Raw genomic sequence first — 26,448 nt, forward strand, 5'->3', positions numbered from 1 at the left:
AACAATAACCTGTGATATCGTTTTATTTTTAAGCACCTCACTTTACTTTTTTTATTACCAGCACTGTGGCATTATCCTGATTATTTAGGTTTTTACTTAGTACCCTATCAAGGATGGCTGCAGCAGCCTCTGCTGCTTTTATCTTTCTTTTATGTAGTATATCTTCAAGTTCATAAGTGGATAAACTGTTATAGATACCATCACTACATAATATCACCATATCATTTTTAACCAGTTTAATTGGTGTTTTACTATAGTCTAAGAGATGGAAATCTCTATATCCCAGATAACTAATTAATCTGTCCCGTTTTGGATGATTTCTAGCTGTTTCTCGACTGATTTCTCCCTTCCTACAGGCCTTACGCAATTCAATAGCAAAAGTATGCCTGGGATTTATTTCGTGTAATTCCTTATTGCGAAATAAATATATTTGGCTATCACCAACAGAAACCCAATAAAGAATATTATCTCTAATAAATGTAGCTATCAGGGTTGTCCCCATATTTTTTTCTTTAGCAAACTCTACCAATTTATAGTTACTTATATGAGTAGTATTTACGAGGAAATCATTAATAGATTTGATATTATAGTTCCTAGTGAATTCCCCCAAAAAAGACTTAACTACTAGTTCACTTGCCTCTTTTCCCAGATAAAAGCCACCCATACCATCTGCTAGAACAGCCAGGAAACCAGATTCATTTTCTATAGTAGAAAATGAATCTTCCTGTTCCTCCCTTTTTCCCAGGCCCTGTGCAGAACCAACAATTAGTGTTGGTTTTTTTACTTTCCTTTTGATAATAAACCGGGCTATTATCAATCCTAAAATAATTAAAACTATAATAACAGCAGGTAACAATGTTAATGTTTTAAAACTCATATTATTTTCCCTTCTTTATCATGATCATTCATTCTCCCATTCAAAATGCTGCCCGCATAAAGGAATAAAGATAAACTTACTATTCCCCATTTCTATCACATCATAGATTTCTAGCTCAGCAGGTGAATAAATCGGTTCTTCATTAACATAAATTATCCCTGTAGTATCCTGTCCAGGAATAAGGACAAAATTTCTTTGTTTAGGATTATAACTGATAACAGCATGATTCCTACGGGAAATAGCATTATCTTCAGCAATATAAATATGCATTTCTTCTGAACGTCCAATAAAATTTTTCTCACTTATAATCTTGTAGTCTTTGCCCTGTTCTACCCCTTCAATACATACTAACCAGCCTACTACAGGATTTACACCGTCCTGATTATCCCAATATGCTAAAGTTTTTACCCCATTTTCATTAGTATTAGATACTGTTGTAGATCTCTTTCTATTTATATTAGATTTTCTATTACCTTCAAGAACACCTTCCTCACAATAAGGACAGCTATTATATTTTTTAGGGTCATATAAATGCCCTGCTTTACATCTTTCCATTTTCATATCATATACCCCCAATATCTTTTTATATTATATTTTAATTATTTAACATACAATTTTGTATTTGCTATATATAATATATCCCCTGAACTAACCTCATATGGTTTACCTTCTTCCACCTTGAATTTATTACTCTCCCCTTTTCGCTTAATCCCACTTCCATTTGATGAACCAATGTCTTCAAAATACCACTTATTATTCGCTTTATTGATAACTGCATGTTCTCTGCTGACTAGTGATGCATAAACCGCCTTAGATAAATTAATATTAACTTCATTAGATTTGGTTTTTTTCCCAATTAAACAGGATACATTATTGCTGATATCCCATTCATCAAGTATACGATCATCATCATCTTTTAAGATTAATTTAGAAACAGTATTATAATTATTGAATTTATTTCTTCTATATATCCCCCCAATAATAAGCAATATAATTATACCCAAAGCAGATATAGAACTAATCAAAAGAACCCTATTTCTATAGACATAATTCAAATAAACAATAGCAGCAATTAAGGCTAAAACAATAAGCACATTAATAAGTTGTAAAATAATATGGCCTTTTTCTACCCCATTTTTATTCTTATTAATTTTAGACCTTAAAGCTATTTTCTTTATATGTCTAGGAATGTTAAACAAATTAAAGGGTTTAAGCATATCAATTCTCCTTTCATCAATTTTTTTTGCCGCCGAAATAATTCATGAATAAATCATTTGTATTCATTGAACTCTTACCTTTTTTGTTTTTAACCTTTATCTTTTCTTTAGTCCTGGGGTTAAAACCAAAGAAATCCTGAAATTTTTTTTCGAATTCTTCCGGTCTAGGTTTTTCAAATCCCCTCTCCCTAACATTTCTCTTATTTTCCCTGAAAGACTGCTTTCTTAAAACAGCATCATATTCTTTACGTTTCTTTTCAGAACTAAGGGTATTATATGCTTCAACTATTAATCGAAATTTTTCTTCAGCATCTTCATCACCAATATTTCTATCCGGGTGATATTTTAAAGTTAGTTTCCTATAAACCTTTTTTAGCTCTTTCATTCCAACATCTGGTGATACACCTAATACCTCATAATAATTTCTTTTAATACTAACTCCTCCTCCCTTAATCAACTATAATTTTAGGGGCTTTTCTCCCCTCATCTTTTATAACCCTGTTACCTAATAATTCCTTAATTATGTTCTTCATGTGTTTATATATCTCCAGATTAGTATATCTTTCTTTCTTTAATTCCAACTTCCTATTCAAATAATTTTCCAGCAAATCCCTTCTTACCATCCTGGAATTCAAACATTCCATAGCAAAAGCAATATCTATAAAATCATCCTGTGACAATTCTAATAAATTATTGGCAAACTTCTCAACAATTGAAGGGTGTAAGGTAGGCCTACTAACATTAGCATATAAGACATTAATGATATTAACTGTATTAAACTCAGTTTCAAAATCACTAAAATTATTATATTCTGATCTAAGATAAGCCCCTTCACGTAATTTAAACCTACCCAGTTCTAATTCATTTTCTTCAATCTGTAAATTATCATCAACAATAATATCGCTTTCATAACAACTATAATCTTTTTCCTCCCGCTTATCTCGAAATTTTATCTTAACTATCATCTCCTTATTGCTATTAAAGTATTTAACCCTGCTTATTCCGTCTGATATATAGATAATATCATTAAATTTGACAATCCCCTCATTGACACAAAAATGTTTGTCTTCAATAAAAATACTGCTCCCTGCTATTACCCCATTAGAATAATCCTGAAAATAAAAATCGAAAAATTTTCTGGGATAATCCCTCAAATTCATTAACATACCTTTTTTTAAAATGTTTCCCCTTTTAAAATATGGTGTATTATTTTTAAACAAGCCATTAACTCCTTTCTATATATAACTGTAATTCAGGAAAGAGAAGCCTATTTTAAACCATCAAAAAAGTCCAGTTTTGATAGATCACCTTCAAAAGCAAAATATTTTTTCTCACCTACATGAAGCTTTTCTTCTTTCCTACAAATAGGTAGAACATAAAAACCCCAGTTGTTCTCATCTGTATAAACAAAGAATTTGATTTCTCCATTTTTAATATTATCAGTATCTTCCTGAACAATTTTCCCCTCATACTGGCTTACAATCTCATCAATCTCAGCAAAGGTATATCCACTAAGGTCATTTTCATAGATATATATCTTCTCTAATGTCCCTTCATCACTCTTTAAATAAAACTTTATTTTCTCTGTACTTATTGGTTTTGATATAAATCCTTTCGCCTGATTGGTCCTTTCCTGATTATGGATTACTACCTTTTCTCTGCCCGTAAAGGTCTTAGCAATTAAAGTATAAGGCAGTGCTGGTGCTGCATTTTTAATAGAGACCTCTATATCACCTAATTTCTTGGATTTCATGTATTTAATAACCCCACGTAAACAGGCTAATTTTAATTCCAGCGACTGACTTTTATCTGTCCCTTTTTGTTTAAATTCTATACTCCTGCCAGGCACAAATTCTTTAAGGGCTTCTTTAAAGATATCTATCTTACAGGATTGTCCAGTTAGTTTGATAATAGAATAGTTCATTAATTCCCTGCTTTCATAAAAACTCTCCAGAAACTTCTTAACTATTTCATATATATCAGCTTTAATGAGTTTTGAAATTTCTTTAATATTGAAAACAACATTAGGAAATTTATTAACCCTATCAAGGCTTTGCCCATCAATGATAGATAAATTCCACTGATTTAATGATGTTATATGAAGATCACTATCAACAGTATTAAGCTCATCTGAGTCAAATTTATTCCTGATGATATTGGTTTTTTTAAAGAACTGTTTCTTCATATTTTCAGCTATCTCCCAGAGGAAATAAAAATTATTTTTTACCTTCTGATATTCAGCACTGGTTTTGTTTTCATACTCCCTAAACTTAGTTGGAATAATATTTTCTACTTCCCGGTATTTTTCTTCAAAATCCTTATATATCTCTTTTACACCCATTTCATCAACTAATCTAAAGATATCGACAGCAGGAATATCTATTAATTCATCAATGTCTATAATCTCACCATTATTATTATAATAATTAGCAAAAACAATTTTCATATACTGCATTATTCGGTAGGTTATATTGTTCCCACCAAAATTAGTATCACCATTCTCAAATCCGGTCTCTATATTTACTTTATAAGAGATATTCCCTTCTTCAATGCTAAATGTACAGGAAGATAAGTCTGTTGTACCACCACCACAATCTATCACCAGTGCCTTATATTCTTTATTATCAACAAATTTTCTATCCATAATAAAATTAGCAATAGTATTATATAAAACTGAAATACCCTCATCTAAAACATCTACCTTTTCTATATGATAATCATTCATAATATCCTCAAACATTGCTAGAAACTGTGCCTTCATTTTTACCGGGCTTGAGATGTGTATGTTCTGGAATTTACACTTGAAATTATGTTCTGCCAGTTCAATTACATAATTAATATAGGCCTTAATTATCTCTCCCCGCTTAATTACAGAAATATTACCTTTTTCATCATATATCTCTTCTTCCTGCTGATAATTATTTACCCATCGTTTTATCCCTTGAAAGACACTGGCACTACTTGAATAATCATTTTTCTTCATTCTATCTAAGGCCTCATAACCAAATAAATACTTAATGTTTTCTGAGTCCTTACAATCTATTACATAAACAACACTGGGCATTATCTCTATCCATTTTTCCTCTTTTGATATTGTATAAGGGAATTTAACAAAGTTAATATCATTTATTTTAATTTTTCCGTTTAATATATCATTATGTGATGGGCTTGAAACATAATTAGTGTCAAGGTATGCCCCGGCAGTCGTGTTTGAGGTTCCAAAATCAATACATAAAACTGTCCTGGTATCTTCTAACTCTTTTATCTCAAAATCTATAATTGGAACCTGATAATAATAAAGATTAATCGGTGGCAGTTCTTTTTCTTGATAGTAACTTTTATATATATATTCTGACTCGTTTTTTCGGAAAAATAGGAAACTATAATTTTTATTATCAATATTAGTTAAATTCAGGTTTCCTTTATTAGCATAAAGGAAGTACACATTATCTTCACTCTTATCCTTTTTTAAATTAAATATACCACATAAATGGTCTTCTCCATTAATAAGTAGGACATTTGATTCTTTTATTTCATTTTCTACAATGATTTTGTACTGGTCTTCTTTATTTACACCAACCTCCTGATATACAGTTATTTTTGCAGGCAATTTAATCTTGTCCAGGTGATTTAATTTTGTAAGGGGATTTTTCTGTACCAGGTTTTGTACCCTTTCAAACCCCCCCTCCTTTTTCTCATCAATTAAATTCGGTTTTTTTACCCCCCTATACTTTAAAATAATTCTAATTAAGCTATCCCTATCATATTCCTTTTGATAACCCCTGATTATTCTATACTTATGACAGATATTCCTTAACTTATATGTTGACATTTCCATTAATTCACTTCTAGTGAACCTTCTGCCCTCATATTTTTGTTCCCCTGGGTTTAATCTATATGACCACATTATACGTCCTCCTCTATTTAGTAATTAGCAATAGAACCTATTCTCATAGTTTCAGCTACATCTATTATCCCAAAATGAAATTTCCAGTAGATTTTAATACTAAAGTTTATTGGTAAAAATAAATCTTTTATTAATTCCATCTTCTTAAGGTTTTCACTGCTGTCAACTTGTCGAATATAGACCAGCAACTCATTTTTATCCAGTTTATTTAAATAAACTATTGAACCCTTAAAAATATTTTTGATAGTATCTTTTAGATAAAATATATGGTCCCCGGTAATATAAAGCTTATATAGGTTTCTAATTAAAATATTCTTCTCATCAATAGAAAAATATTTGATATTTTCTTTACCCCTTTGACCAAAAGTTCCTTCTATAAGCTCTCTATAGAAAAACCACTTGTGATACTCAACTCTGTCCATACCACGATTAAGATCAAGCTCTCCCAAAAAATGAACTACTAAGTCAAATAATACATCCCTTAGTTCCTCATTTTTATAGTAATTAGCATCAAATAGGTCTTTAAATATATCAAAAAACCTATAATATGGATTTATTTCAACATCCTTATCTATATCTCTAAAATTAATACAGGAATCACTTAATTCCATATAAGGAGAAAATCCGGAAGCAAAGCAAAACCTTACATCTTTTAAATCTATCCCTTCATTTTTGGCCTTTATTAAGACATCCCAGATATAATCCATTAATCTATTACCCCCTTACAGATATATTCCGGGAAATACTGCTGTATTTCAGAAGTAATAAAACTTATAAGGTCATTTTTTAAGTAATCCAATTCCATTGCTTCAAATTCTATAACTAATACCTTCCTGAATTTATCAGCCCTTATTTCATCTAAGATATAAGAATTAAAATCATAACTAATATCTTTTTCAAGTGCAGATAGATCATCTAGTATATTAATATCCTTTATCTGTAAGTCATTTGTCACTTCAAAGGATTTCAGCATTCTATTTAATTCACTATAACTCCTTATTACCTTATCACCCTTATTAAAAAAACTATCTACAAAACTTTTTTTCTTTTTATTGGATAATAAACTGAATTCATATTGATCATTTATTAAAGAATTATTTTCCTGAAGAACAGCAAAAAGCTCCCATACAATAGAATTGCTTTCATTACTGGTAATTATTATGCCGTCCTTATTTTTTCTTAAAGATATCATATTTTGATTGGGGGCAAGTAAGTATCCATTTTTATAACCCAGGTTTTTATATGGAATCACATGTTCGTAATTAACCTTATCTTTTGTCGGCAAAGGAAATCCTTCTCCTTTAATTGTTGTTTTTTTTATATTCCAGACAGGTACATACCCAACACATTTATCCTCTTCTAATTCTTCTAAGTCAAATACTATTTCTTCAAATTCATTGAGCTCACCCATATCTTCCTGACAGCCTGCAATTACAACATCATAGAATTTACGTATATAAGGGTTATTAATTGTTGTCCACCTTACAGCATTCTGCATAAATATCTTGTACATCTCTTCTTCTATCGCTATATATTCTTCATTATGTTGTAAAACTATATCAATTGGAATTTCCTTATCTTCAGAAATAATTAAACCCTTGAACTTGTGTTTTTCTCTTTCCATTTTTATGAGTTCTGGGTAACTTTTCTTTAAATATATTTTTGTGATTTTTACTGGTTCATTATTTCTTATTTTCTCCAATATCTCTTTTTTATCATATTGTTCCTCTTCATAGTCCTCCTCTTCCATAGGAAATAGACAATCACTTACTATATCCAATCTTTCTCTTTTAACAATAGTATTGTAAATGGTAAAATTATCGTCTCTATCCCGTATTTCATTAAATAATCTATTTTCTATCTCTTGATTAACATCTTCCTGATAATCAATAATCCCTTTAAATACATCTAACATCATATTTTTTAAGATCCGTCTCTGCTGCAGGTCGCTCATTCTATCTAACTTACTCTGTATTATCTCCTTCAAATTATCACCTACTTACTAAATAATTATTCTAAATAAACTTCACCTTACCATTATTAATCTCGACCTTCTTCTTCCCAAAGCCTATTTCACTACCAGTTTTGGACAGCTTACCATATCCTTTTTCATTCTTAAGTTCTATTTCACCTTTCTTGATTACTACCTGATTATCACTACTTCTCATCTTTACTTCAGGCCAAATCTATCTTACTATCATCCACTATAAGCCCTGTTCCTCCACTGGCAAGCCTTGCAGCCGAATCATTTAAAGTGAATTTTGTTTCTTGGAAATTTAACTGGATTAAATCTTTGTTCAGATTAATATTTAAATCATTATCATTCTGTTTTGCTTTTATAAGGTCCTGGGCTATTTCAATAGTAGATATATTATCTTTACCAATTACAAAAATACTATCATTATTTATTTTTATCTGAAACCCTTCAGGGGTTACAATTACTTTATCAACTGGGTCATTCTTTATTTCCTGATCTATTTCAGTTAAACTATCTCTTACTGCTGCATGTCTTTCATTTTTACTCTTAAAATATATGTCTACAATATCCCCCAGTTCTGGAGCAGAAAAGACATCTCTATATACCTGATCTAAGGGAAACCAGTGTGCTTTACTCTCTTCAAAATCATCCTCTATATCAAGAAAACTAACTTTAGCCTGGTGTTTCGGGCTTAAGCTCATCACTTCTGCCCTAAAACCCCTGCCTTCAATTTCAAATCTCCTTTTTATATTTAATATTCTAATGTTTTCTTCCTTAGCTAAAACAATTTCAGAATAGATGTTACTTTTATCTATATAAATATTATTTTCTATAATAACTAGTTCTATTGTTTCCTGTTTTTCATTATTAGTTATATAATCAAGTTTCACCCCAACATTAAATACATTACCTGTCCTAGAGTGTTTATATTCTTCTATTTTAAAATAATTATATTTGGTACTTTTTTTACCAGTTTTTTGAGCTGTTTCACCATAGGTGTTACTTAATTTTTTCTCTGATGATATATGACTGCCAATTTGAATATTAATCGTTTCTGAATTATCTTTTGTATCATCAACTATTACTGGTTGATTTATGTAAGAAGATATCCTCTTTATAAAACCCCAATCACTCTCTTTATACTGTAATACTAAGGGATAATCTTTTGAGATAAAGATTGTTTCTCCCAATTGATTTGTTGAACAGGAAAAACAAAAATTCTTATTTTTATTATTCAAGATATTAAGTACATCATTATATGTTGAACCTAAATTTTGATATATACGGTTTCTCCTTTCCCTTGTAAGGAGAATACTATAAGAACAGGCTTCTAATTGTAGAAAATATACCTGATTTTTATAGACTATCTTATAACTGCTAACTATCCCTTTGAAAATAACTAGCTGCTTATCTTCACTATCATAAGTAATTACTAATGGTGGATCTTCCTGTTCTAAATACCTATTATACTCTTTAATATCATTTTCATTTATTACCCCCTCAATTAACACCCTACTGTGGTCGTAGATAGATTTTTTTATTTCTAATTTATTTAGACTTTTAAACTCAAAATTATCAAATTTAAGATCATGGGCAGTAGCATATGTTTTATCCGCTCTTACTTTAGTATCCATATTTGTTTCCACACCCTTCTGAAAATGTTTTTTAGAAAATATTTTTTATAGGCCTGATTTATCAAATAACTTAGCCCCTAAGAAATATTTATCTCCCCATCCTTAACCTTAATCCCATTACCTCCAAAACCAAACTGTAACACATCTTTATGAATCAACATAAAGGCCTTATCTGCCTTTAGCTTAATATTTTCAGCCATCTTTATACTACTGCCATTGCTCTCTAAGTTTATTTCCTTTTCTTTTAACTCTACTTTGGAGCTCATCTTTGGGGCTGCAAACAGGACACTCTGGTTGTTTAGTCTGATTTGATAGCCCCCTGGTGTTTTGATCATCTTGTCTGCCGGGTCATGGTTTATCTCCCTCTTTTCATCCCTTGTAGCTTTGCCCACTGAGGCATATTTTTCATTGCGGGCCTTAAAGTAGATATCTACTATATCCCCTATTTCCGGGGCAATAAAGGCATTGGTATAGATCCGATCGATGGGAAACCAGTGGGCCTTATCTTCTTGAAAGTCATCTTCCAGGTCAATAAATCTTACCTTAGCCTGGTACTTGTTATTGACTTTAACGATTTCTGCCCTAAAGCTCCGCCCTTCTATCCTTTTTTCCCTGATCTCTTTGACCAGTTTGATGTCTTCTTCTTTGACCATGATTAGGTCTGAGCACAGGCGCTGGTTTTTGAGATAGATAAGGTTTTTGATGATGATTAGTTCCAGGGTTTCTTTTGTTTTGCTACTGACTCTATAGTTTACTTTTTTACCGATTTGAAAGATATTGTCTGAACGGTAGTGTTCGTGTTCTTTTATTCTGTAATACTTATATTTGGTGTTTTTCCGCCCGGTTTTTCTTCCTTCTCCCCCTGCAATATTATTGAGTTCTTGGGCTACATTGTTATGAGGGCCGGCCTGGATATTTATTATTTCCTGATTGTCTTTGGTATCGTCTACTATCAATATCTGGTTTACATATGTGGCCAGTCTTTTGATAAAATCCCATTCACTTTCTTTATACTGGATGACTACCGGGTAGTCTTCATTGATTAGGGGTGTACTGGCTACTGAAGTGTCGGCAAAGTCGATATGAAATTCCGGGTTTTGACTCTTTATCTTATCAAATACCTCTTGATAGCTTGTCCCCATGTTTTGAAAGACCCTGTTTCTCCTCCTCCTTGCTAAGAGTTTACTGTAGGAGAAGGCTTTGATCCTAAGATAATGGGTCTGGTTTTCTTTGGTGCCTAGTCCAAATTCTTCAATAATGCCTTTAAAGAGTATTTTCCGGTCATCATTGTCATAGGTAACTGTTATAGTCGGGTCTTCTTGTTCTCGCAGGTATTGATAGTACTTGTGTCTGTTTTCTTTTTTGATGACCCCCTGTACTTCCAGGACACTGTGCTGGTAAATCTCCCTGCTGATTTTGAATTTGTTGAGGATGGCAAATTCAAAGGGTTCTATTTTAAGCTGGTGTTCTGTATAGGTAAGAGCTGCTGTTTTTTCTTCTTGGGGACGAACTTTTTCCCTTAGTTTGATTCCATAGTCTCCATTCTGGAAGCCTTCTATGATGAGTTCATCTTTTTTATTGGGGCCATAGATATAGATTAACTCTCCACAGGGTTCTCCATAGATACTTTTTTTGTCTCTGAGGATAATGTTCTGGCCGAAGTAGCTGTCTCGCAGTGTTTTTGTCCTTTTTCCGATATTAGCCTCATCCCTGTCTATTTCTTCATATTGTTTGTCTATAGTTATACCATCTATTTTTATTATTTTCTCCGGGCTGGTATATGGACTGAAGATAGTAAAGCCTACTCCCCGGGTGTTATTAAACTGGTAGAGGTCATCTTCTACTACCAGGTATTCTCTGTCTCTATTCGGAATATATTTGTTCTGTCTACTGGAACCATAGATACGGTTACTTGATGGTTCGTGACATTCCAGTTTCAGCCTCTTTTCCTGGTTGTCAAATTTCAGGGCAGAATCAGAGCTGTGGTATTCTATGACTTTGGTCTCTTCTTCTTCTTTTTGGGGACAGAGTATTAGTTCTATACCGTCTCCCCTTATCTCCCAGTTATATAAATCCTGGAGTTCAACGTTATTCATCTCCTCCATTTGTTCGAGGGCCGCCTGGGCCAGGGGGTATACCTTGTCTCTTTCTGTTAGCAGTTCGGGGTTTTCCTGGAGATAACTGCTCTTAAAGACTCTCTCATCTTCAGCTAGTTTTTTTTGTGATTTCATACTGTGGCGCAGCCTGTCCTTGATTATCTCCAGGAAATAATCACTATGTCCCCGACGGGAGCGTTTAAATAGTTCTTTGAGGATGTTTTCATCTTTTTTAGTAAGGTCAAGAACTATGTCTTTGATAAGTGCCTGCAGGTAGTCCTGACTGAGTTTGTTAGTCATATTGCCTATCTGGGGAGAATTATCTAATCTGTTGTTTATTCTTTCCTGCCACTTATTATTTTTCTCTTCTTTTAGATAGAGATAGGGTTGAAAGAGGTCAAGGCCTTTGGCTGTTATTGGTTTGAAATTGTCTTCTGCTAGTTGTTCAACATTTTTTATTTTTTCTTTTCTTATTTCTGTTCTTAATTCAGGGGTGCTTTTTTTTAATCCTTTATCCACTAAATAGCTAGCACCTGCCTGTTTCAGAAATAGGGCTGGTAGATTATCCGAAAAATGGTAATGAATAAGTCTGTCTTTTTCCTCTTCTTTTTTTAGCCAGTTCTGATATTCTTTGTTTCTGTCTATCAACCTCATCTTTCTTTCTATGATCAAGGGATTAAAGTTTTCTTCTATTATTTCTCTGGCCCTTTTGGGACTTAATTCTAACCTCTTTACCAGAATTTTTTCTAAGACACCTTTTATTTCCCGGGCTTTTACTTTTTTGCCTCTCCTATATTGTGTGCTAATATTGTCATATTTAATGACCTGTTCGTCTAAGAGGTCATAATAGATTGTTTTCATAGTATTATTATTATTAATATCCTCTAAATAATGGAGTATACCAATTTGATAGCCCAAGAATTCATTGCCGTTAAACTTGAGACAATTTTCTAATCCTAGACTATCATAACTGATTGCCTGGTAATTAGTAATAAATCCTTCTGACATAATTGCTGCATACTGGCTTAAGGCCCCTCCCAGGGAATATCCTGTCAGGGTATATTTATAGTCTCTATCATTGTCTTTTACTTCCTGTTTGTAAATCCTTTCTGCCTTGTCAAATTGTTCATTGGGCAGTCCTGCTGCCAGAGATAATTTGCTTGCCCTGTCTTCTTTGGCTTCAGGACTGTAGTTAATTAGTATTTCTTTTTGCTGCTTATCTTTTAATACCTCTGCTTTGAATTCTTTTTCCTGGCTTATTTCCCCCTCTAGTTCTTTAACTACTTCAACTGTTTCTTGTTCTTCGGGTATGGCTAGTATTTTTTTAGTGAACTTTTTTTCTTTGGCTGACTTCTCAGCTCTACTTCCCCCTATGAATGAACCATTTTTCCTGACTAATTCTTCTTCTTTTAGTTCTCCAGCAGCTGCTGTATCTGCCTCGGCTGTTTTTAGTATCTCTAGCTGTTTGTCATATGTTTTGCCCTGTTCTGCTAGAAAATTGTACCGTTCTTTGATTACTGCTGGGATAAACTCTAATATTTTTTGCTTAGTTTCACTCAGCATTGATGATATACTGAGGGCAGAGAGGAGGTTTTCAGGCTTATCTTTTTCAAGCCTAGTTTCCTTATCTTCATCACTTTCCCCAGGGGCTGCTATGTTTTTAGCCTGTAGTTCTAGTTCGCCGCCTATGATATCATCAGCTGGATTGTATTTGTATTCTAGCTGTGATGCTGCTTCTGGGTTGATGACAATAGTGTCTGCTTCAAAACGGGGTTCTTCTTTGTCTTCCAGGCTGTAGTATTTTTCTATCTCTTTTTCATCTAGCTTGTCCAAAACGCTTTGATAGTGGTTAAATTTTAATAGTCCTGACATATTGTAAAGGGCTCTTATTCTTGCCGGTCCTTCTTTCATGATATCTAAGAATGTACTGTTTACTTTATTTCCCCAGAAATCATGGGTGTACTGGTAGTTATATTGCTGGTCATATTTATGGGCTGTCAGGTCATTTCCTCCACTCTGCCCAGTATTAATACTTCGGGCCACTGACATCCTGTGGTATTCTTCGTATTGGAAAATCATACTTTTTATTACACTTGCTATGTAATCTGGTCTTAGTTCATCGGGTTTAATATTTCCGCTATCAGCATCTAAATAAGGTAGAAAGGTGTATTCGTTTACTTCGAGTTCTCCCCTATTATTACTTGTTTTTTCTATTGTAGTAGGATCAGGGAATTGATCTATTGTTTTTATTGTTTTTCCTGTAGGGAATATATATTCAAGATCACAGTTGTTTTTGATGAATTTCTGTTGTAATTGATATACTATCCTCAGGGTATTGACAATAAATACTCCTTTTTGATTGTTAAAGGGTATTTCTGCATAGGGAAATTGAGGGTATGGTGTTTTTTGTTTGTATTTAATGTATTTTCTTCCTTCTTCAGTATCTAGTATCGGATGGACAGCAATTAAATCCTCTTCTCGAAGTGCTTCATATCTTACCTGCTTTATCTGATAAATATCGTCTTTTTCTTCTAATTCATGTCTACCATTACAGTCAAAAATCACCTTCCCTGTTTTGGGGTCTCTCTTTAGATTATTACTTATGTCTGTATTGAAATCTAAGCCAAATAGGTCTTCATACATACAATAGATAGCATCTTCTAATCTTAGTTTTATCTTTTCTCCGTCTTTAGTGTTAACAAAGATATAGCTGACTTCGTTTTCAGCTCCATCTCCATTTATTCTATTACTTATAAGACTTTTTATTATATCTTCTCTTGCTCTAGGCTGAATTTTGTCTTTTTCTTCTTTGTTTTCTTTGATAAACCCTTCTGCTACCAATATATTATAAAATTTGCTGGCCCTGGCACTTTCTAAACACCTAAAAAGGGCTCCACCTATTTGCATACCTGCTCCTAGAATTAAGCCAAATAGTAAAGGGGTTCCTGCTGCTACTCCAAATATGGCAGCTGTCATTAAGGCCTTTGCACTATCTTCAACTATATTCCCAAGGGTTTCTAAGGCAATATCTTTGTTATTCCCATAATTGCTATTTATATCATGATAAGTATAGTTTATTAGTCCCTGTACCTGAGGGGTTGATTGATAAAATAATTGTCCCTGTATCTGAACCAAAGATTCTTCTTTATCTAATCTATCATTGCTTTTATAATAAAGGGAACCAAGAAAACCTAAGTCACTCCCCCCTCCAAAGCCTGTGAAGGTTATATTATAATCTTTATCATCATTTTCTACCCTTATTTTTTTATAAACCATTTGTAATAAGTCGAATTCTTCTGGTAATACCTGGCTGTTCTCTCGTTCCTTATTCCTGCAAGCAATGACAATGTCATTCCCTTTTTTAAAGACTACTACCCTAAAACCAGTATCTCTTAAATCTAATTGATGGGTTAGGCTTAATTTTGTATTATAGTTTTCTGCTTTTAAATCTCTTCTTATTGTCTCTTCTTTCTTTAAGTCTATCTGCTGTTCTGCTATACTGGCGGCAAAAGGGTAAGTAATGGCCCCTGTTTCATTGAATGAAGCTAACGCCCAGTATGCCTTGTTTCCTTGTACCCTACTAAAAATCCGACTCATTACATCATCTGCATTTGTTTTTAAATTAGCTATTAAATCATCTACAAAGGTGTCATCTAGTATATTTAATAGTTTACCACCTACACCAAGTTCTACTGCAACTGGTAGGATATATGATGCTATTGATATCCCTTTGATAACCATTTGCAGCTTTTGAATGGCTTTTTCATTGTCTTTCAAATCATTTCTATCTGGATAGTCAGCTTCAGTCCCATTGATAGCATGAACACTATCAAGGTATTCGGATACTATTTTATAGTTATCTGCTGCATAGACTACTTCCCACTCCCCTAAAAAACTACCTTCTTCATTTTTCTTATCCTCCCATTTCTCCAGATACTCCATGGCTATCCCGGCTCTTTGGCGCATTTCTGCTATAGCTTCTTCTCCTTCACCATAAGCATATATAGGTTCTTTTTTTGTTTCTGGATCTTTATATCCTTCTACAAATTCTTTAGGGGTTAGAAGTTTATTAAGTATATTTTCTCCTTCTTCACTAGAGTCTTTTAAATCTACAAAATGCCAATCTAAATTACTCAAATTACTAAAGGTTAAAAGTTCCTTATGTGTTACGTTACTCATATATTTTTCGCCTCCTTAATCTAAAAAAATATATCTATCGTATTTTTCAAATTTAACATCTTTAATATTATAATATTTTTTTAATTTTTCATTTTTCCCTACATTATATTTCAATTTTTTCATTTTAGGAGAATATATCCAACAATAATATTGTCCATTAAATTCCCTAATCCCATCAAAAGTTAAATCACTTTTCCTTATTTTCCTCATATTAGCCAGTAACTCTCCTTCATTCATCTTATTAATCTCTTCCTGTAGTACTTGTGACATTTCTTTCCTCAAATCTCTTGGTGGAAAATATAGTAACTCCCCCTTTACTTCTTCTTTTACCTTTTTACTAGCATTTATCTTCTGTCTATATTCTCTGTAATCAGGTGCTAATACCCTTTCATCTATAAACGAAAGACCCACTTTTAAATACTTAAATAAGCCTTCCTGTTTTAAATGTTGGACAAAGTCAAAGATCTGCTTCCTCCTCTCTTCTTTTTCTTTTTCATTATCTATTCTATCGAAGATATAGAGGTATAATTCTAGCTCTAATCTCTTGTTTTCAGGGTCTTCTTTTGCTTTTTTTAATAATTCCTCAAACCCAGAGACAATTTGCCAGGAAAAATAATCGTTTCCTTCTTTTCGTATCTCATATTTAACATCAGGCTTTAATAATACCCTTTTCCCAAAAATCTCTTTTATTTTATTTATTAAATATCTTTCTGCCTCTAATTTTATCTGGACTGTCTCATAACCTGCTCCTACCTTACCTAAGCGACCAAAAGATTTCTTTTCTACACCAGCTTTAGCACAATAATATGGATCTCCTTCTTTAGGAGTTCCTATTATTGACTTCGGATATATCCTTGCTACATAACGAGTTTTCCCATCAGGATATTTTCTTGTTCCAATTCTATTAACTACAAATTCTTCACCATATTCCTTATATAATGATTCTTCCATCTTAGCCCTGACAGCCTCTTCATTATGACTGCCCATTTTACAGGCAGTAAGTGAAAAAATAAACAGAAATATTAATAACAATAGACTTACTTTTTTTACCTTTCTTTCCATTGAAAAACACCTCTTTCTCCTTATTGAAAAACCATGCATGTAAATTATTTAAATTAAATCACTCTTTAAATTCATGGCATTGATAGATTGTAATAAGTATTTATAAGCGAAGTCAAGAAACGCCAGACCTCGCTTTCATCCCAAGCAAAGGCATCATTGAGCGTTAAATAATTATTACAATCTATCACTTCTACCTCATATATCCTTTTCGTCTTTCTCTTTATATTTCATTATCCTGACCCCTAAGAAAGTATAGCCAGATTTTTATCAATAAATTATTATATCTTCTAAAATCTAGAAAAAAGGGGATAAATAATTAAATTTATCCCCCCTGTGCAATTACTTATTCAGCTGCATAACCACCATCAATAGTAACAAGTTCGTTCCTATCTTTCTTCTGTCTCAGCACTAATTCAAATTTCCCAGTACCTTCAGTGTGATCAAATTCTTCAGTATAATCAACAACGAATGCATTTGGGAAGTAAACTTTCCTGATCACCTGATCAGCGGCTATGATCTCCAGAGTGGCTTTTCGATATGCATCTGCTTTCTCAGCCTTAACCAGTGACCAGATCGCAAGTTTTCTAGTATCATCAGCCTCTTCTCCATCTACAGCAGTTATAATTTTACCTTTGATAATTACAGAAGAACCAATATCTGATGCCCTGGCATTTGAATCATCTGGTGTATCTGATTCATAAGTTACCGCCATGATATTATCTGACCCCAACTGAATTGTTTCATCTGCGCTTTCGATAATTAATCTAGAACTCATAGTATTCACCTCCTTTATTTAATATTTATTTATATTAATACAATAGTCATATTGTACTAATATCATTATTAAAATACTTATGTAATATATCCTAAAGGATGTAAACTTTTTTATTTGAAAATATCAATTTATCCTACAGCAGTAGTGCTCTTAGTGATATTAACCTCAAGATTTTTAATATTACCGTTAAATACAATATTTAAATGGCAGACATTATTATCCAAATCAATCTCATAAGAAATATCATCCCCAGTCTGTAAAACAGAATTTACAAACCCTTTATTATTAATCCAGATACTCTTTTGACTATTAGGATTATTACTAAAAAATCTTATAATCTTATCTTGTTTAAAATCACTTGTCTGGAATCTCAAAATTCTCTCTATATATGTACTAACTAAGGTCTTATATATTGAGTCAAAACCATCCTCTGTAATCGCCATACTCCTTGCCTTATAAACAGTGATTCTATTTATTGTCATTCCATTCATCTGTGCATTTTCAGAGGAAAATACAAAACCAAAATTATTCTTATTAATTGTATTTTTAATCTTATTTGTAAAGCCAGTAATTTCTTTGGCTAGTGTTGTAGGTATCTTAAGGGCATTATCACCACTTTCAATGTCAAATCTAACACCCGGGAACATATTAGTAACATTTTTGAAATTTTTATCAAGATAATCTGGGCATTGATAAGCTGCTACAGTTCCTGCTGCAACATATGAAGCATCAATATAAACCCCCTTAAGCCATAATTTCAAGATATCTTCCCTTTGTTGAGATAAGGCCACACCACCATCTTTACTTTTTACCATTTTCTTATCCAAAATAACACCTGATTTATCTTCAGGTATGACACTAAAATTCGGTAAACATGGTATTGCAAACTCACTATAATTTTGCCTTAATAATACCTCTGTCTTATTTAAGTACTTGTCCATTCCCTTAGTTGCTATATCATTAAATGTCGTTGCTTCATTAGCCTGGAAGTTAAAGAATATTTGAATCTTATATTTCATTGCTAAGTCTAAAATAGCAGTTAACGATTCCAGAGTATTACCAGGTGGCATATCATCTTTATCTGTTCCTTTAAATCTCTCTCTCCTGGTTTCAATACGATCAACTGAATCCATCTCGACAGCAGGGAAAATACCAAACCAAATAGTATTTTCAAAGCTATTCTTTCCATTTACTGTATTTAAATAAGTATCAATTCGTGGTTTATTATTTGTCTTTACCATCATGTCCACTTTACAATTAGTCACTAATAAGGTAGGGCGCATGCCATTATCATCTGTTTGATACTGGTCAAAAAACATCTTTACGCCTAATATTTTTTCTATTAAGGGTTTTGCTGTCTGTACAAAATTATCCTTAGATTGTTTATAAAACTCCAGATAATTATTATAATTAGCTATTTCCCTTTCAACATCAACATTACTATCAGTAACAGCAATCGGAGCAAAAGTCCTTGTTACTAAGTCCTTTACATAGGGTGTCGGATTTTCTGTAATTGCCTCATAATCTTCCTCAAAAATCTCAACTAAAGCTGCACTCCTTTCTTCATCTACTGAAACAGGCAGTGCTTCTTGTTCTTCTTTGGAAATTTCCACTATTTTTAATTCGCCTTCATCCCCCATTGTTAACATACCAATTTGAACTTCTTCAGCCTCGGCTTCGTCCTGACTCTCCCCGAGCAAAAGTCTTGTTTTTACATCTTCAATTGCTAATGGCAGCATCCCTAGAACATTATTATAATTACGGCTGGCTTCTTCAAATTTTACATTTAGTTTGTCACCTAGTTTTAATTTCTTGGGGTCTTCCTCTTCCAATTTCTCATATTTTTCATATAAATAATTTATTTCCTTTCTAACCTGTTTTATATCTTCCATCACTTTTTTAGGGGAAATCATATCAAGTACATTTTCAAACTTAAAATCAACATTTCTCCTGCCCTGATTTTTTTTGGTATCAATTAATGTAAATAACATTTTTAAGAAATCGTTATTCTGATCTAAACGGATTTCTGATACATTATTTTCTGGTACGCCTTCAGGTCTTTCCAGTGTATATATAATTCTTTGACTTGCAGCATTATAATATGAATAAATTGTAGGAGTAAACTTATCTAAAAAATCCTGAAAATCCCTGACTAATAGATGTTCGTTAATCTCTTTAATTTTTTCATCATCAAGACTTTCTACTCCTTTCACATTACCAATTAAGGTTATTAAATCTAATTTCTCCGGATTCACCTCCTCAAGAAGTACAGTTCTGTTTGTTTGCCTAATTATTTCCATTCGCACATTTCACCTTCCCTCAAAAACCCCCATTTTAAATTTAATTTTTTCTAAACATAGTTGTTTAGATGCATAGATTTACATTTCTTAATATTATATACTATTTTCTATTGGAAAAAAATACTTTTTATGCAATTTCCAAAAAATAGTACTTATTTACTACTGCTAACTAATAGATTTTTTTGTAAATAATATCTAGTTTTGTCGAAACACTCTTTTTCTAACTCATCAGTAATATAATAATATATTTTTTCATAACAATTTTTGTAATCCTAATGTATAAGTAAAGCAGTTATAATAAAAAACATGAATATCTAGCCAAACTAGATACCCATGTTTTGAAAAGTAAAACCTTAAAAACTAATAAATTATTGTAATATATCTAATTTTTACCACTCTGTATGAAAAAACCCTTCTTTATCCCTGTGCCGATAACCATGTGCACCAAAATAATCACGCTGAGCCTGTATTAGGTTTGCTGGTAAGTCTGCTGCACAAATACTATCAAAATAATCCAGTGCTGCTTCCATGGCAGGCAAGGGCATTTTATATTGTTTAGATTCAGTAACTATCCTACGTAAAGAATCAATATTTTTTCTAAACTCCAGTATGAATTCATCTAACAAGGAGTATTCCAGATTATTAATGGCGGCAACTAATAAAATATCCAGGCAATTAGGCTGGCCTGGATAAGCTTATTTTTTAATAAATAATATAAAGAAAGGAAAAGAACCTCCATAATTAAGAAGGCTCTTTTCCTATCTACTTTAATACTATTCACCGTAAAAAGACTTCTTATAGAGCTCTTTCATGTCTTCAATAGTCGGTTGCTCAGGATTGGTAAGTGTACAGGGGTCTTCCAGGGCATTTTGTGACATTCTATCTAAAACAGCTTCAAAGTCATCATCTGTAAAGTCCATCCAGTCAATATCATTAAAACTGGCAGGTATATTAACCTTTTTGTTTAATTCGCGAATAGCATCAGCTAGACTATCAATACCTAAAAACCTTTCTACATATTCAAATTTCTCTTTAGCAGCCTCATAGTTAAATTCAATTACATATGGTAGTAATATTGCATTTGCCAATCCATGTGTAATATGGAGTTCCCCACCAATCTTATGGGCCAAACTATGAATAATCCCTAAAGAGGCATTGGAAAAAGCCATCCCAGCCATAGTAGAGGCATTGTGCATTTTCTCACGAGCAGTCATATCGTTACCGTCTTTAACTGCATCTGCTAAATATTTAAAGACAAGGTCAATGGCCCTTAAAGCCAATGGATCGGTATAATCACTGGCATTTGTCGATACAAAGGATTCAACTGCATGAGCCATTACATCCATCCCAGTATTAGCAGTTATATGTGAAGGCATTGTTGCTGGTATTTCTGGATCAATAATTGCTATATCAGGAATAATTTCTGGTGATACAATAGGATATTTTATTTTTTTCTTGCTATCAGTAATTACCGAAAAGGCAGTAATCTCCGAGGCAGTTCCACTTGTTGAAGGAATAGCAATAAATTTAGCCTTCTTTCTTAACTCAGGGATTGAACCAACTTCAATTATATCACTAAACTCCAGTTCAGGGTATTCATAAAACGCCCACATTATCTTAGCTGCATCAAGGGCTGAACCCCCACCAATTGCTATTACCCAGTCTGGTTCAAACTCAAGCATTGCTTTTTTTCCTCTTTCCACAGTTTCAACTGAAGGATTAGGTTCTACACCGTCAACAATTATCGATTTTATTCCGGCCTCTTTTAAGTAATCAACAGTTTTATCAAGAAATCCAAATTTTTTCATAGAACTACCGCCTGTTACTAAAACAGCACGACTACCCTTAAGGTCTTTCAAATATGCCAGCGAATCAGCCTCAAATTCAATGTCTGGTGGTATTAAAAAAGATTTCATAACACTATACATCTCCTTTTGTGATTTATTTAACAAAACAAAGCTTTAAAAAAATTGTTTGTTAATTTTTTAACAATATAAGTATAGCATATTTATATCTGTTTTTCAAGAGCAATTTGTAATTTAATGTAGAAAAAATCCCCTTTTAAAAAAGGGGATTATACTATCGTATGGTTAATACTTTTTAATAATTTTCTACCTTGCGGAATGCTGTTGCAGTAGCTCCTGTTTCATCTCCCAGAGAGGTTCAGAAAGGTCAACGAAATACTTATGTGGGTTTTCAAACCTGACTACTGCATCCCACAAAGTTTCTATTTGCTGCTGACAGTAATGCTTTACCTCTGATAGTTCAGGGCATTTATAAACACAGCTGCCTTTATCAAAAATCTTCTTTAAAAGCCTTTTAGCCTTGAAATTTCGGACTGTCTTTCTTTTCCAGGTGTGTTCAGGGTCAAATAATTCATAGGGTTTACTTTCATCTATAATTTCATCATGCATGGTTAAGATATCAGCCATCGCTTTTCCAGTATCTTTATCAAAAAAACGCCAGACCTGTTTAAACCCAGGATTAGTAATCTTGGCTACATTTTCACTCAATTTTATCCTGGGAACTATCCTGCCATTTTCTTCTATAGCAACTAGCTTATAAACACCACCAAAAACCGGTTCAGATTTGGAGGTTATTAAACGTTCACCAACACCAAACTGATCTACCTCTGCACCCTGTAATAATATATCCCTGATAATGTACTCATCCAGAGAATTAGACGCTACAACCTTACAATCTTCAAATCCTGCCTCATCAAGGGCTTTCCTGGCTTCCCTGGAAAGGTAGGTAATATCACCACTATCTATCCTTATTCCTTGCGGCCTAAACCCCTTTGGTACTATTTCTTCATTAAATACCTTGATGGCATTAGGGATACCTGATTTCAATACATTATATGTATCAACAAGTAAAACACAATTATTAGGATAAACCCTAGCATAAGCCCTGAAGGCATCTAATTCAGAGGGAAAAAGTTGAACCCAGCTGTGAGCCATAGTACCAATGGCTGGAATATTAAATTCCCTCTCAGCAATAGTACAGGCTGTACCGACACATCCACCTATATATGCCGCCCTTGCCCCATAGATAGCTCCATCATAACCATGGGCCCTCCTTGAACCAAATTCCATAACAGCTCGCCCCTGGGCAGCCCTTACTATCCTATTAGCTTTGGTAGCAATCAAACTTTGATGATTTATAGTCAGTAAAATCATAGTTTCAACAAACTGGGCCTCAATAACAGGACCTCTGACAGTTACAACCGGTTCATTGGGAAATATTGGAGTCCCTTCTGGAATAGCCCAGACATCACATCTAAACTCAAAATTTTGTAGATATTCCAGGAATTTTTCACTAAATACCCCTTTACTCCTTAAATATTCAATATCCCTTTCATCAAAACTAAGATTTTTAAAATATTGAATTAGCTGCTCAACACCGGTCATAATAGCAAATCCCCCATTATCCGGAACCTTTCTAAAAAACATGTCAAAATAGGCTATTTTATCACCTAAACCATTCTCTAAATATCCATTTGCCATAGTTAATTCATAGAAATCAGTTAGTAGTGTTAAATTTATTTTGTCCACTAATAATGTGCCTCCTCAAAAAGAAAAATCACCATCTCTATATATAACAATCATTGTAGTATATTACTAACATTATAATACTACCTTACTGACTTGTCAAAACAATAACCATTATTTACAAATTAAAAATCCTCTGAATTTCTTTTACCTTTGAACGGCTAACAACTACCTCTGTCTCCCTCTTATCATTCATTACCACCTGATAATTTCCCTTAAACCAAGGGATAATCTCCTTAACTTTATTTAAATTAATTATATAGCTGCGATGTATCCTTAAAAACTTATGCCCCTGTAGCTTTTCAGCCAGTTCACAGAGTGTTGCCGAGACTTCATACTCTTCATCAACAGTTTTAGCATATATCCTGGAACTTTTGGAGTGTAATAAAACAATATCATCATATTTTACTAATTTCAGATGTCCGCGCTTACCCTGTACAGCCAGCTTATTGATTCCTGTATTTTCCCTTTTTTGTTCAGTACCTGCTATCTTATCAATTAAAACCTCTAACTTATCTTTCATTTTCTTATTATAAATTGTTTTTTTAACCTTTTTAATGATTTCACTCAATCTATCTTCTTCATATGGTTTAAGCAAATAATCAACCGCATTAACTGCAAAGGCTTCTACTGCATATTGGTCATAGGCTGTCACAAAGACTATCACAGGCTCAAACTTAGTATCCTTTATCTCCCTGGCTACCTCCATCCCGGTTTTTCCAGGCATTTGAATATCTAAAAATACTAAGTCTGGCTCTGCTTTTTTTATATATTCCAGGGCTTCAAGACCATTTTCGGCCTGATAAAGCAGCTCAACTTCATTGATATTCTCCAGCAAAAAAGCCAGTTCGTTTCGTGCTGGATATTCATCATCAGCAATAATTGTCCTGATCTTAGTCATAAATAACCCCTTCCATCTAGTAGTTAATGAGTCTGTTCGAAAAGTATCAGTATATATCGCTGGGGATTATATATCCCTTCACTCAACGGTAACACCACAGGCACTCCGTATTTAAACAAACCATACTAGAACAGTTTAAGGTTGCACCTTAACTTCGTTCAGAGAATATAATCCCCTATTTATATCTTTTCGAACATACACTTAATATTAATTGACTTTTAAAGGAAGTTTAATCTTAACTATAGTCCCCTGTCCTACTTGACTATCAATATCTATACCATATTCTGTACCGCAGATTTTCTGAATTCTTTGATTGGCATTACTTATACCAATACCACAGTCCTGTCCATAACCAGGCTGCAGAATATTTTTAATATATTCTGCTGGAATACCAGCGCCATTATCTTGAACATAAATCAATAAGTTGTGTTCTGCTCTTTCAGCTGTCATAGTTATCTTACCTATATCAGTTTTATTAGCAAACCCATGCTTGATGGCATTCTCCACCACAGGCTGCAAAACAAAAGGAGGCATCTGACAATTTAATAATTCATCTGCAATTTCTATTTCTATCTCCAGCTTTGAACCAAAACGAGCCTTTTCTATTTCAATATAATAAGAGGTAGATCGTAACTCTTCCTGAAGGGTTACTGACCCCTTATTTTCTTTTAATGTCTGCCGGAAAAACTTGGCCAGTTTTATTAAAAGACCCCTGGCTGCTTGAGGATTGGTCCTACAAAATGAGCTTATAGTATTTAGGGCATTAAAAAGAAAGTGGGGATTAATCTGAGCCTGAAGGGCTTTTAATTCCATCTCTGTTGTCAGTTGAGCCTGTTTCTCCAGATTAGAAATCTGTAACTGTGTGGACAAAAGCCTGGATATTCCCCTGGCCAGTTCTATATCTACCTCTGTAATACTATCTTCCTGGTCTTTATATAATTTAATTACCCCAATAACATCATTATTATGCTTTAAAGGGGCAATAACCGCTGATTTTAAGGTACAGTTTTTTACCGGACAACCCACTTCTTCTTTACTTGCAGCAACAGTCAACCTAGCTGTTTTCAGGACTTCTTTAGTAGCCCTGGTGATCATCGCCTCCCCTGCTTGATGATGGTCTTCTCCCATTCCACAATGGGCCAGTATCTTTTCCCGATCTGTTATTGAAACCGCATTAACCTCGGTTATTTTTAAAATAATTCTAGCTGTTTCCAGTGCTGAATCATAGTTTAACCCATCTCTTAGATAAGATATTGTTTGGTTAGCTATCTTTAAGGCCTTATATGACTGCAGAGCAAGTAACTCCTGCCTCTTTTTCTGATTATTATGCAGAACATTAATAAATAACATTATCCCCAGGGCATTACTGGTAATCATCGGTAAGGCAATAATCTTTACCAATTCAACAGCTTCATAAAATGGTTGACTTAAATAAGCCACCAATAGCATCTCCAATGATTCAATAAGCACTCCTAATACAAAACTCTCCAGAAGGCTTATTTTATCATAGGACCTATAGTAATAAACCAGGCCTCCTATTAGACCTGCCAGGGTTGTTGATAAGGCACAGGCAACAGCAGTAAATCCACCCAGAAAATAACGGTGTAAACCCCCGATTAAGCCAGCTGAAAAACCAACCAGGGGACCACCGAGCAAGCCGCCAATAACAGCACCAATAGCCCTGATGTTAGCATAAGCACCATGGATATATATTCCTAGATAGGTCCCAGATAGGGATAACAAACCAAAGAAAACTATTAATAGCAATTTATATTTCTTCTGCAGACGGCGTGAAGTTAAACGGGAGAACAAAGAGGTTTCCATTACAAGCAGCCGGGCAGCAACTGCTACAACGGCCATACTCTTAATTAAATCAAATAATAATTGTGTCATAATATATCTCCAATACATTATTATATTTCTATTTACTTAAAAAATTTTCACCGCCAGGGATTATATATCCCTTAACTC

Annotated in this window: 19 protein-coding genes; all 19 read right to left on the minus strand. The window is 33.3% G+C overall.

Annotated elements, in window-relative coordinates; translation table 11 throughout:
- Positions 1 to 37: 37 nt before the first annotated feature.
- On the minus strand, positions 38 to 877 hold the full coding sequence (locus tag D7D81_RS14980; protein ID WP_125990858.1) for a PP2C family protein-serine/threonine phosphatase: 840 nt from the start codon (positions 875 to 877) through the stop codon (positions 38 to 40).
- 24 nt (positions 878 to 901) lie between these two features.
- A complete protein-coding gene (locus tag D7D81_RS14985) occupies positions 902 to 1,438 on the minus strand; it encodes an FHA domain-containing protein (protein WP_125990859.1) in 537 nt (178 codons plus the stop codon).
- A gap of 38 nt (positions 1,439 to 1,476) precedes the next feature.
- The gene (locus D7D81_RS14990) at positions 1,477 to 2,094 is read right to left on the minus strand and encodes an FHA domain-containing protein (RefSeq protein ID WP_125990860.1); all 618 of its coding nucleotides are present in this window, start codon (positions 2,092 to 2,094) and stop codon (positions 1,477 to 1,479) included.
- A gap of 16 nt (positions 2,095 to 2,110) precedes the next feature.
- Entirely contained in the window at positions 2,111 to 2,551 is a 441-nt protein-coding gene (locus tag D7D81_RS14995; RefSeq protein WP_286169775.1) for a J domain-containing protein, read from the minus strand.
- Entirely contained in the window at positions 2,544 to 3,314 is a 771-nt protein-coding gene (locus D7D81_RS15000) for a DNA and RNA helicase (protein WP_125990861.1), read from the minus strand. Before D7D81_RS15000 ends, D7D81_RS14995 begins: the two co-directional genes overlap by 8 nt.
- Before the next feature lie 47 nt (positions 3,315 to 3,361).
- A complete protein-coding gene (locus tag D7D81_RS15005) occupies positions 3,362 to 6,001 on the minus strand; it encodes an Hsp70 family protein (RefSeq protein WP_125990862.1) in 2,640 nt (879 codons plus the stop codon).
- Between the two features lie 17 nt (positions 6,002 to 6,018).
- On the minus strand, positions 6,019 to 6,708 hold the full coding sequence (locus D7D81_RS15010; RefSeq protein ID WP_125990863.1) for an iron-dependent peroxidase: 690 nt from the start codon (positions 6,706 to 6,708) through the stop codon (positions 6,019 to 6,021).
- Positions 6,708 to 7,988, minus strand: coding sequence for a hypothetical protein (locus tag D7D81_RS15015; RefSeq protein WP_125990864.1), 1,281 nt, complete (start codon positions 7,986 to 7,988; stop codon positions 6,708 to 6,710). The genes D7D81_RS15010 and D7D81_RS15015 overlap by 1 nt, the downstream gene beginning before the upstream one ends.
- A 28-nt stretch (positions 7,989 to 8,016) precedes the next feature.
- Positions 8,017 to 8,169, minus strand: coding sequence for a hypothetical protein (locus D7D81_RS19600; RefSeq protein ID WP_164522283.1), 153 nt, complete (start codon positions 8,167 to 8,169; stop codon positions 8,017 to 8,019).
- A 7-nt stretch (positions 8,170 to 8,176) separates the two neighbouring features.
- On the minus strand, positions 8,177 to 9,613 hold the full coding sequence (locus tag D7D81_RS15020) for a hypothetical protein (protein WP_125990865.1): 1,437 nt from the start codon (positions 9,611 to 9,613) through the stop codon (positions 8,177 to 8,179).
- A 77-nt stretch (positions 9,614 to 9,690) separates the two neighbouring features.
- Positions 9,691 to 15,888: a contractile injection system protein, VgrG/Pvc8 family gene (locus D7D81_RS15025; RefSeq protein WP_125990866.1), complete on the minus strand. Its 6,198-nt coding sequence runs from the start codon at positions 15,886 to 15,888 to the stop codon at positions 9,691 to 9,693.
- Between the two features lie 15 nt (positions 15,889 to 15,903).
- Positions 15,904 to 16,950 carry a hypothetical protein gene (locus D7D81_RS15030; protein WP_125990867.1) on the minus strand — a complete coding sequence of 349 codons (1,047 nt, stop codon included), beginning with the start codon at positions 16,948 to 16,950 and terminating at the stop codon, positions 15,904 to 15,906.
- A gap of 343 nt (positions 16,951 to 17,293) precedes the next feature.
- A complete protein-coding gene (locus D7D81_RS15035) occupies positions 17,294 to 17,725 on the minus strand; it encodes a membrane-associated protease 1 (RefSeq protein WP_125990868.1) in 432 nt (143 codons plus the stop codon).
- 128 nt (positions 17,726 to 17,853) lie between these two features.
- Positions 17,854 to 20,025, minus strand: coding sequence for a transcriptional regulator (locus D7D81_RS15040; RefSeq protein ID WP_125990869.1), 2,172 nt, complete (start codon positions 20,023 to 20,025; stop codon positions 17,854 to 17,856).
- Positions 20,026 to 20,414: 389 nt separating this feature from the next.
- On the minus strand, positions 20,415 to 20,651 hold the full coding sequence (locus D7D81_RS15045; RefSeq protein ID WP_164522284.1) for a hypothetical protein: 237 nt from the start codon (positions 20,649 to 20,651) through the stop codon (positions 20,415 to 20,417).
- Between the two features lie 147 nt (positions 20,652 to 20,798).
- Complete coding sequence (locus tag D7D81_RS15050; protein WP_125990871.1) at positions 20,799 to 21,941, minus strand: iron-containing alcohol dehydrogenase; 1,143 nt, start codon at positions 21,939 to 21,941, stop codon at positions 20,799 to 20,801.
- A 195-nt stretch (positions 21,942 to 22,136) separates the two neighbouring features.
- The gene (locus D7D81_RS15055; protein ID WP_125990872.1) at positions 22,137 to 23,579 is read right to left on the minus strand and encodes a nicotinate phosphoribosyltransferase; all 1,443 of its coding nucleotides are present in this window, start codon (positions 23,577 to 23,579) and stop codon (positions 22,137 to 22,139) included.
- Positions 23,580 to 23,694: 115 nt separating this feature from the next.
- Positions 23,695 to 24,477 carry a LytR/AlgR family response regulator transcription factor gene (locus D7D81_RS15060; protein WP_125990873.1) on the minus strand — a complete coding sequence of 261 codons (783 nt, stop codon included), beginning with the start codon at positions 24,475 to 24,477 and terminating at the stop codon, positions 23,695 to 23,697.
- A gap of 207 nt (positions 24,478 to 24,684) precedes the next feature.
- The gene (locus D7D81_RS15065) at positions 24,685 to 26,370 is read right to left on the minus strand and encodes a LytS/YhcK type 5TM receptor domain-containing protein (protein WP_286169778.1); all 1,686 of its coding nucleotides are present in this window, start codon (positions 26,368 to 26,370) and stop codon (positions 24,685 to 24,687) included.
- Positions 26,371 to 26,448: the final 78 nt, after the last annotated feature.

Origin of the sequence: Halocella sp. SP3-1 (assembly GCF_003953885.1) — a bacterium.
In the GTDB taxonomy this organism is placed as follows: Bacteria; Bacillota; Halanaerobiia; order Halanaerobiales; family DTU029; genus Iocasia; species Iocasia fonsfrigidae.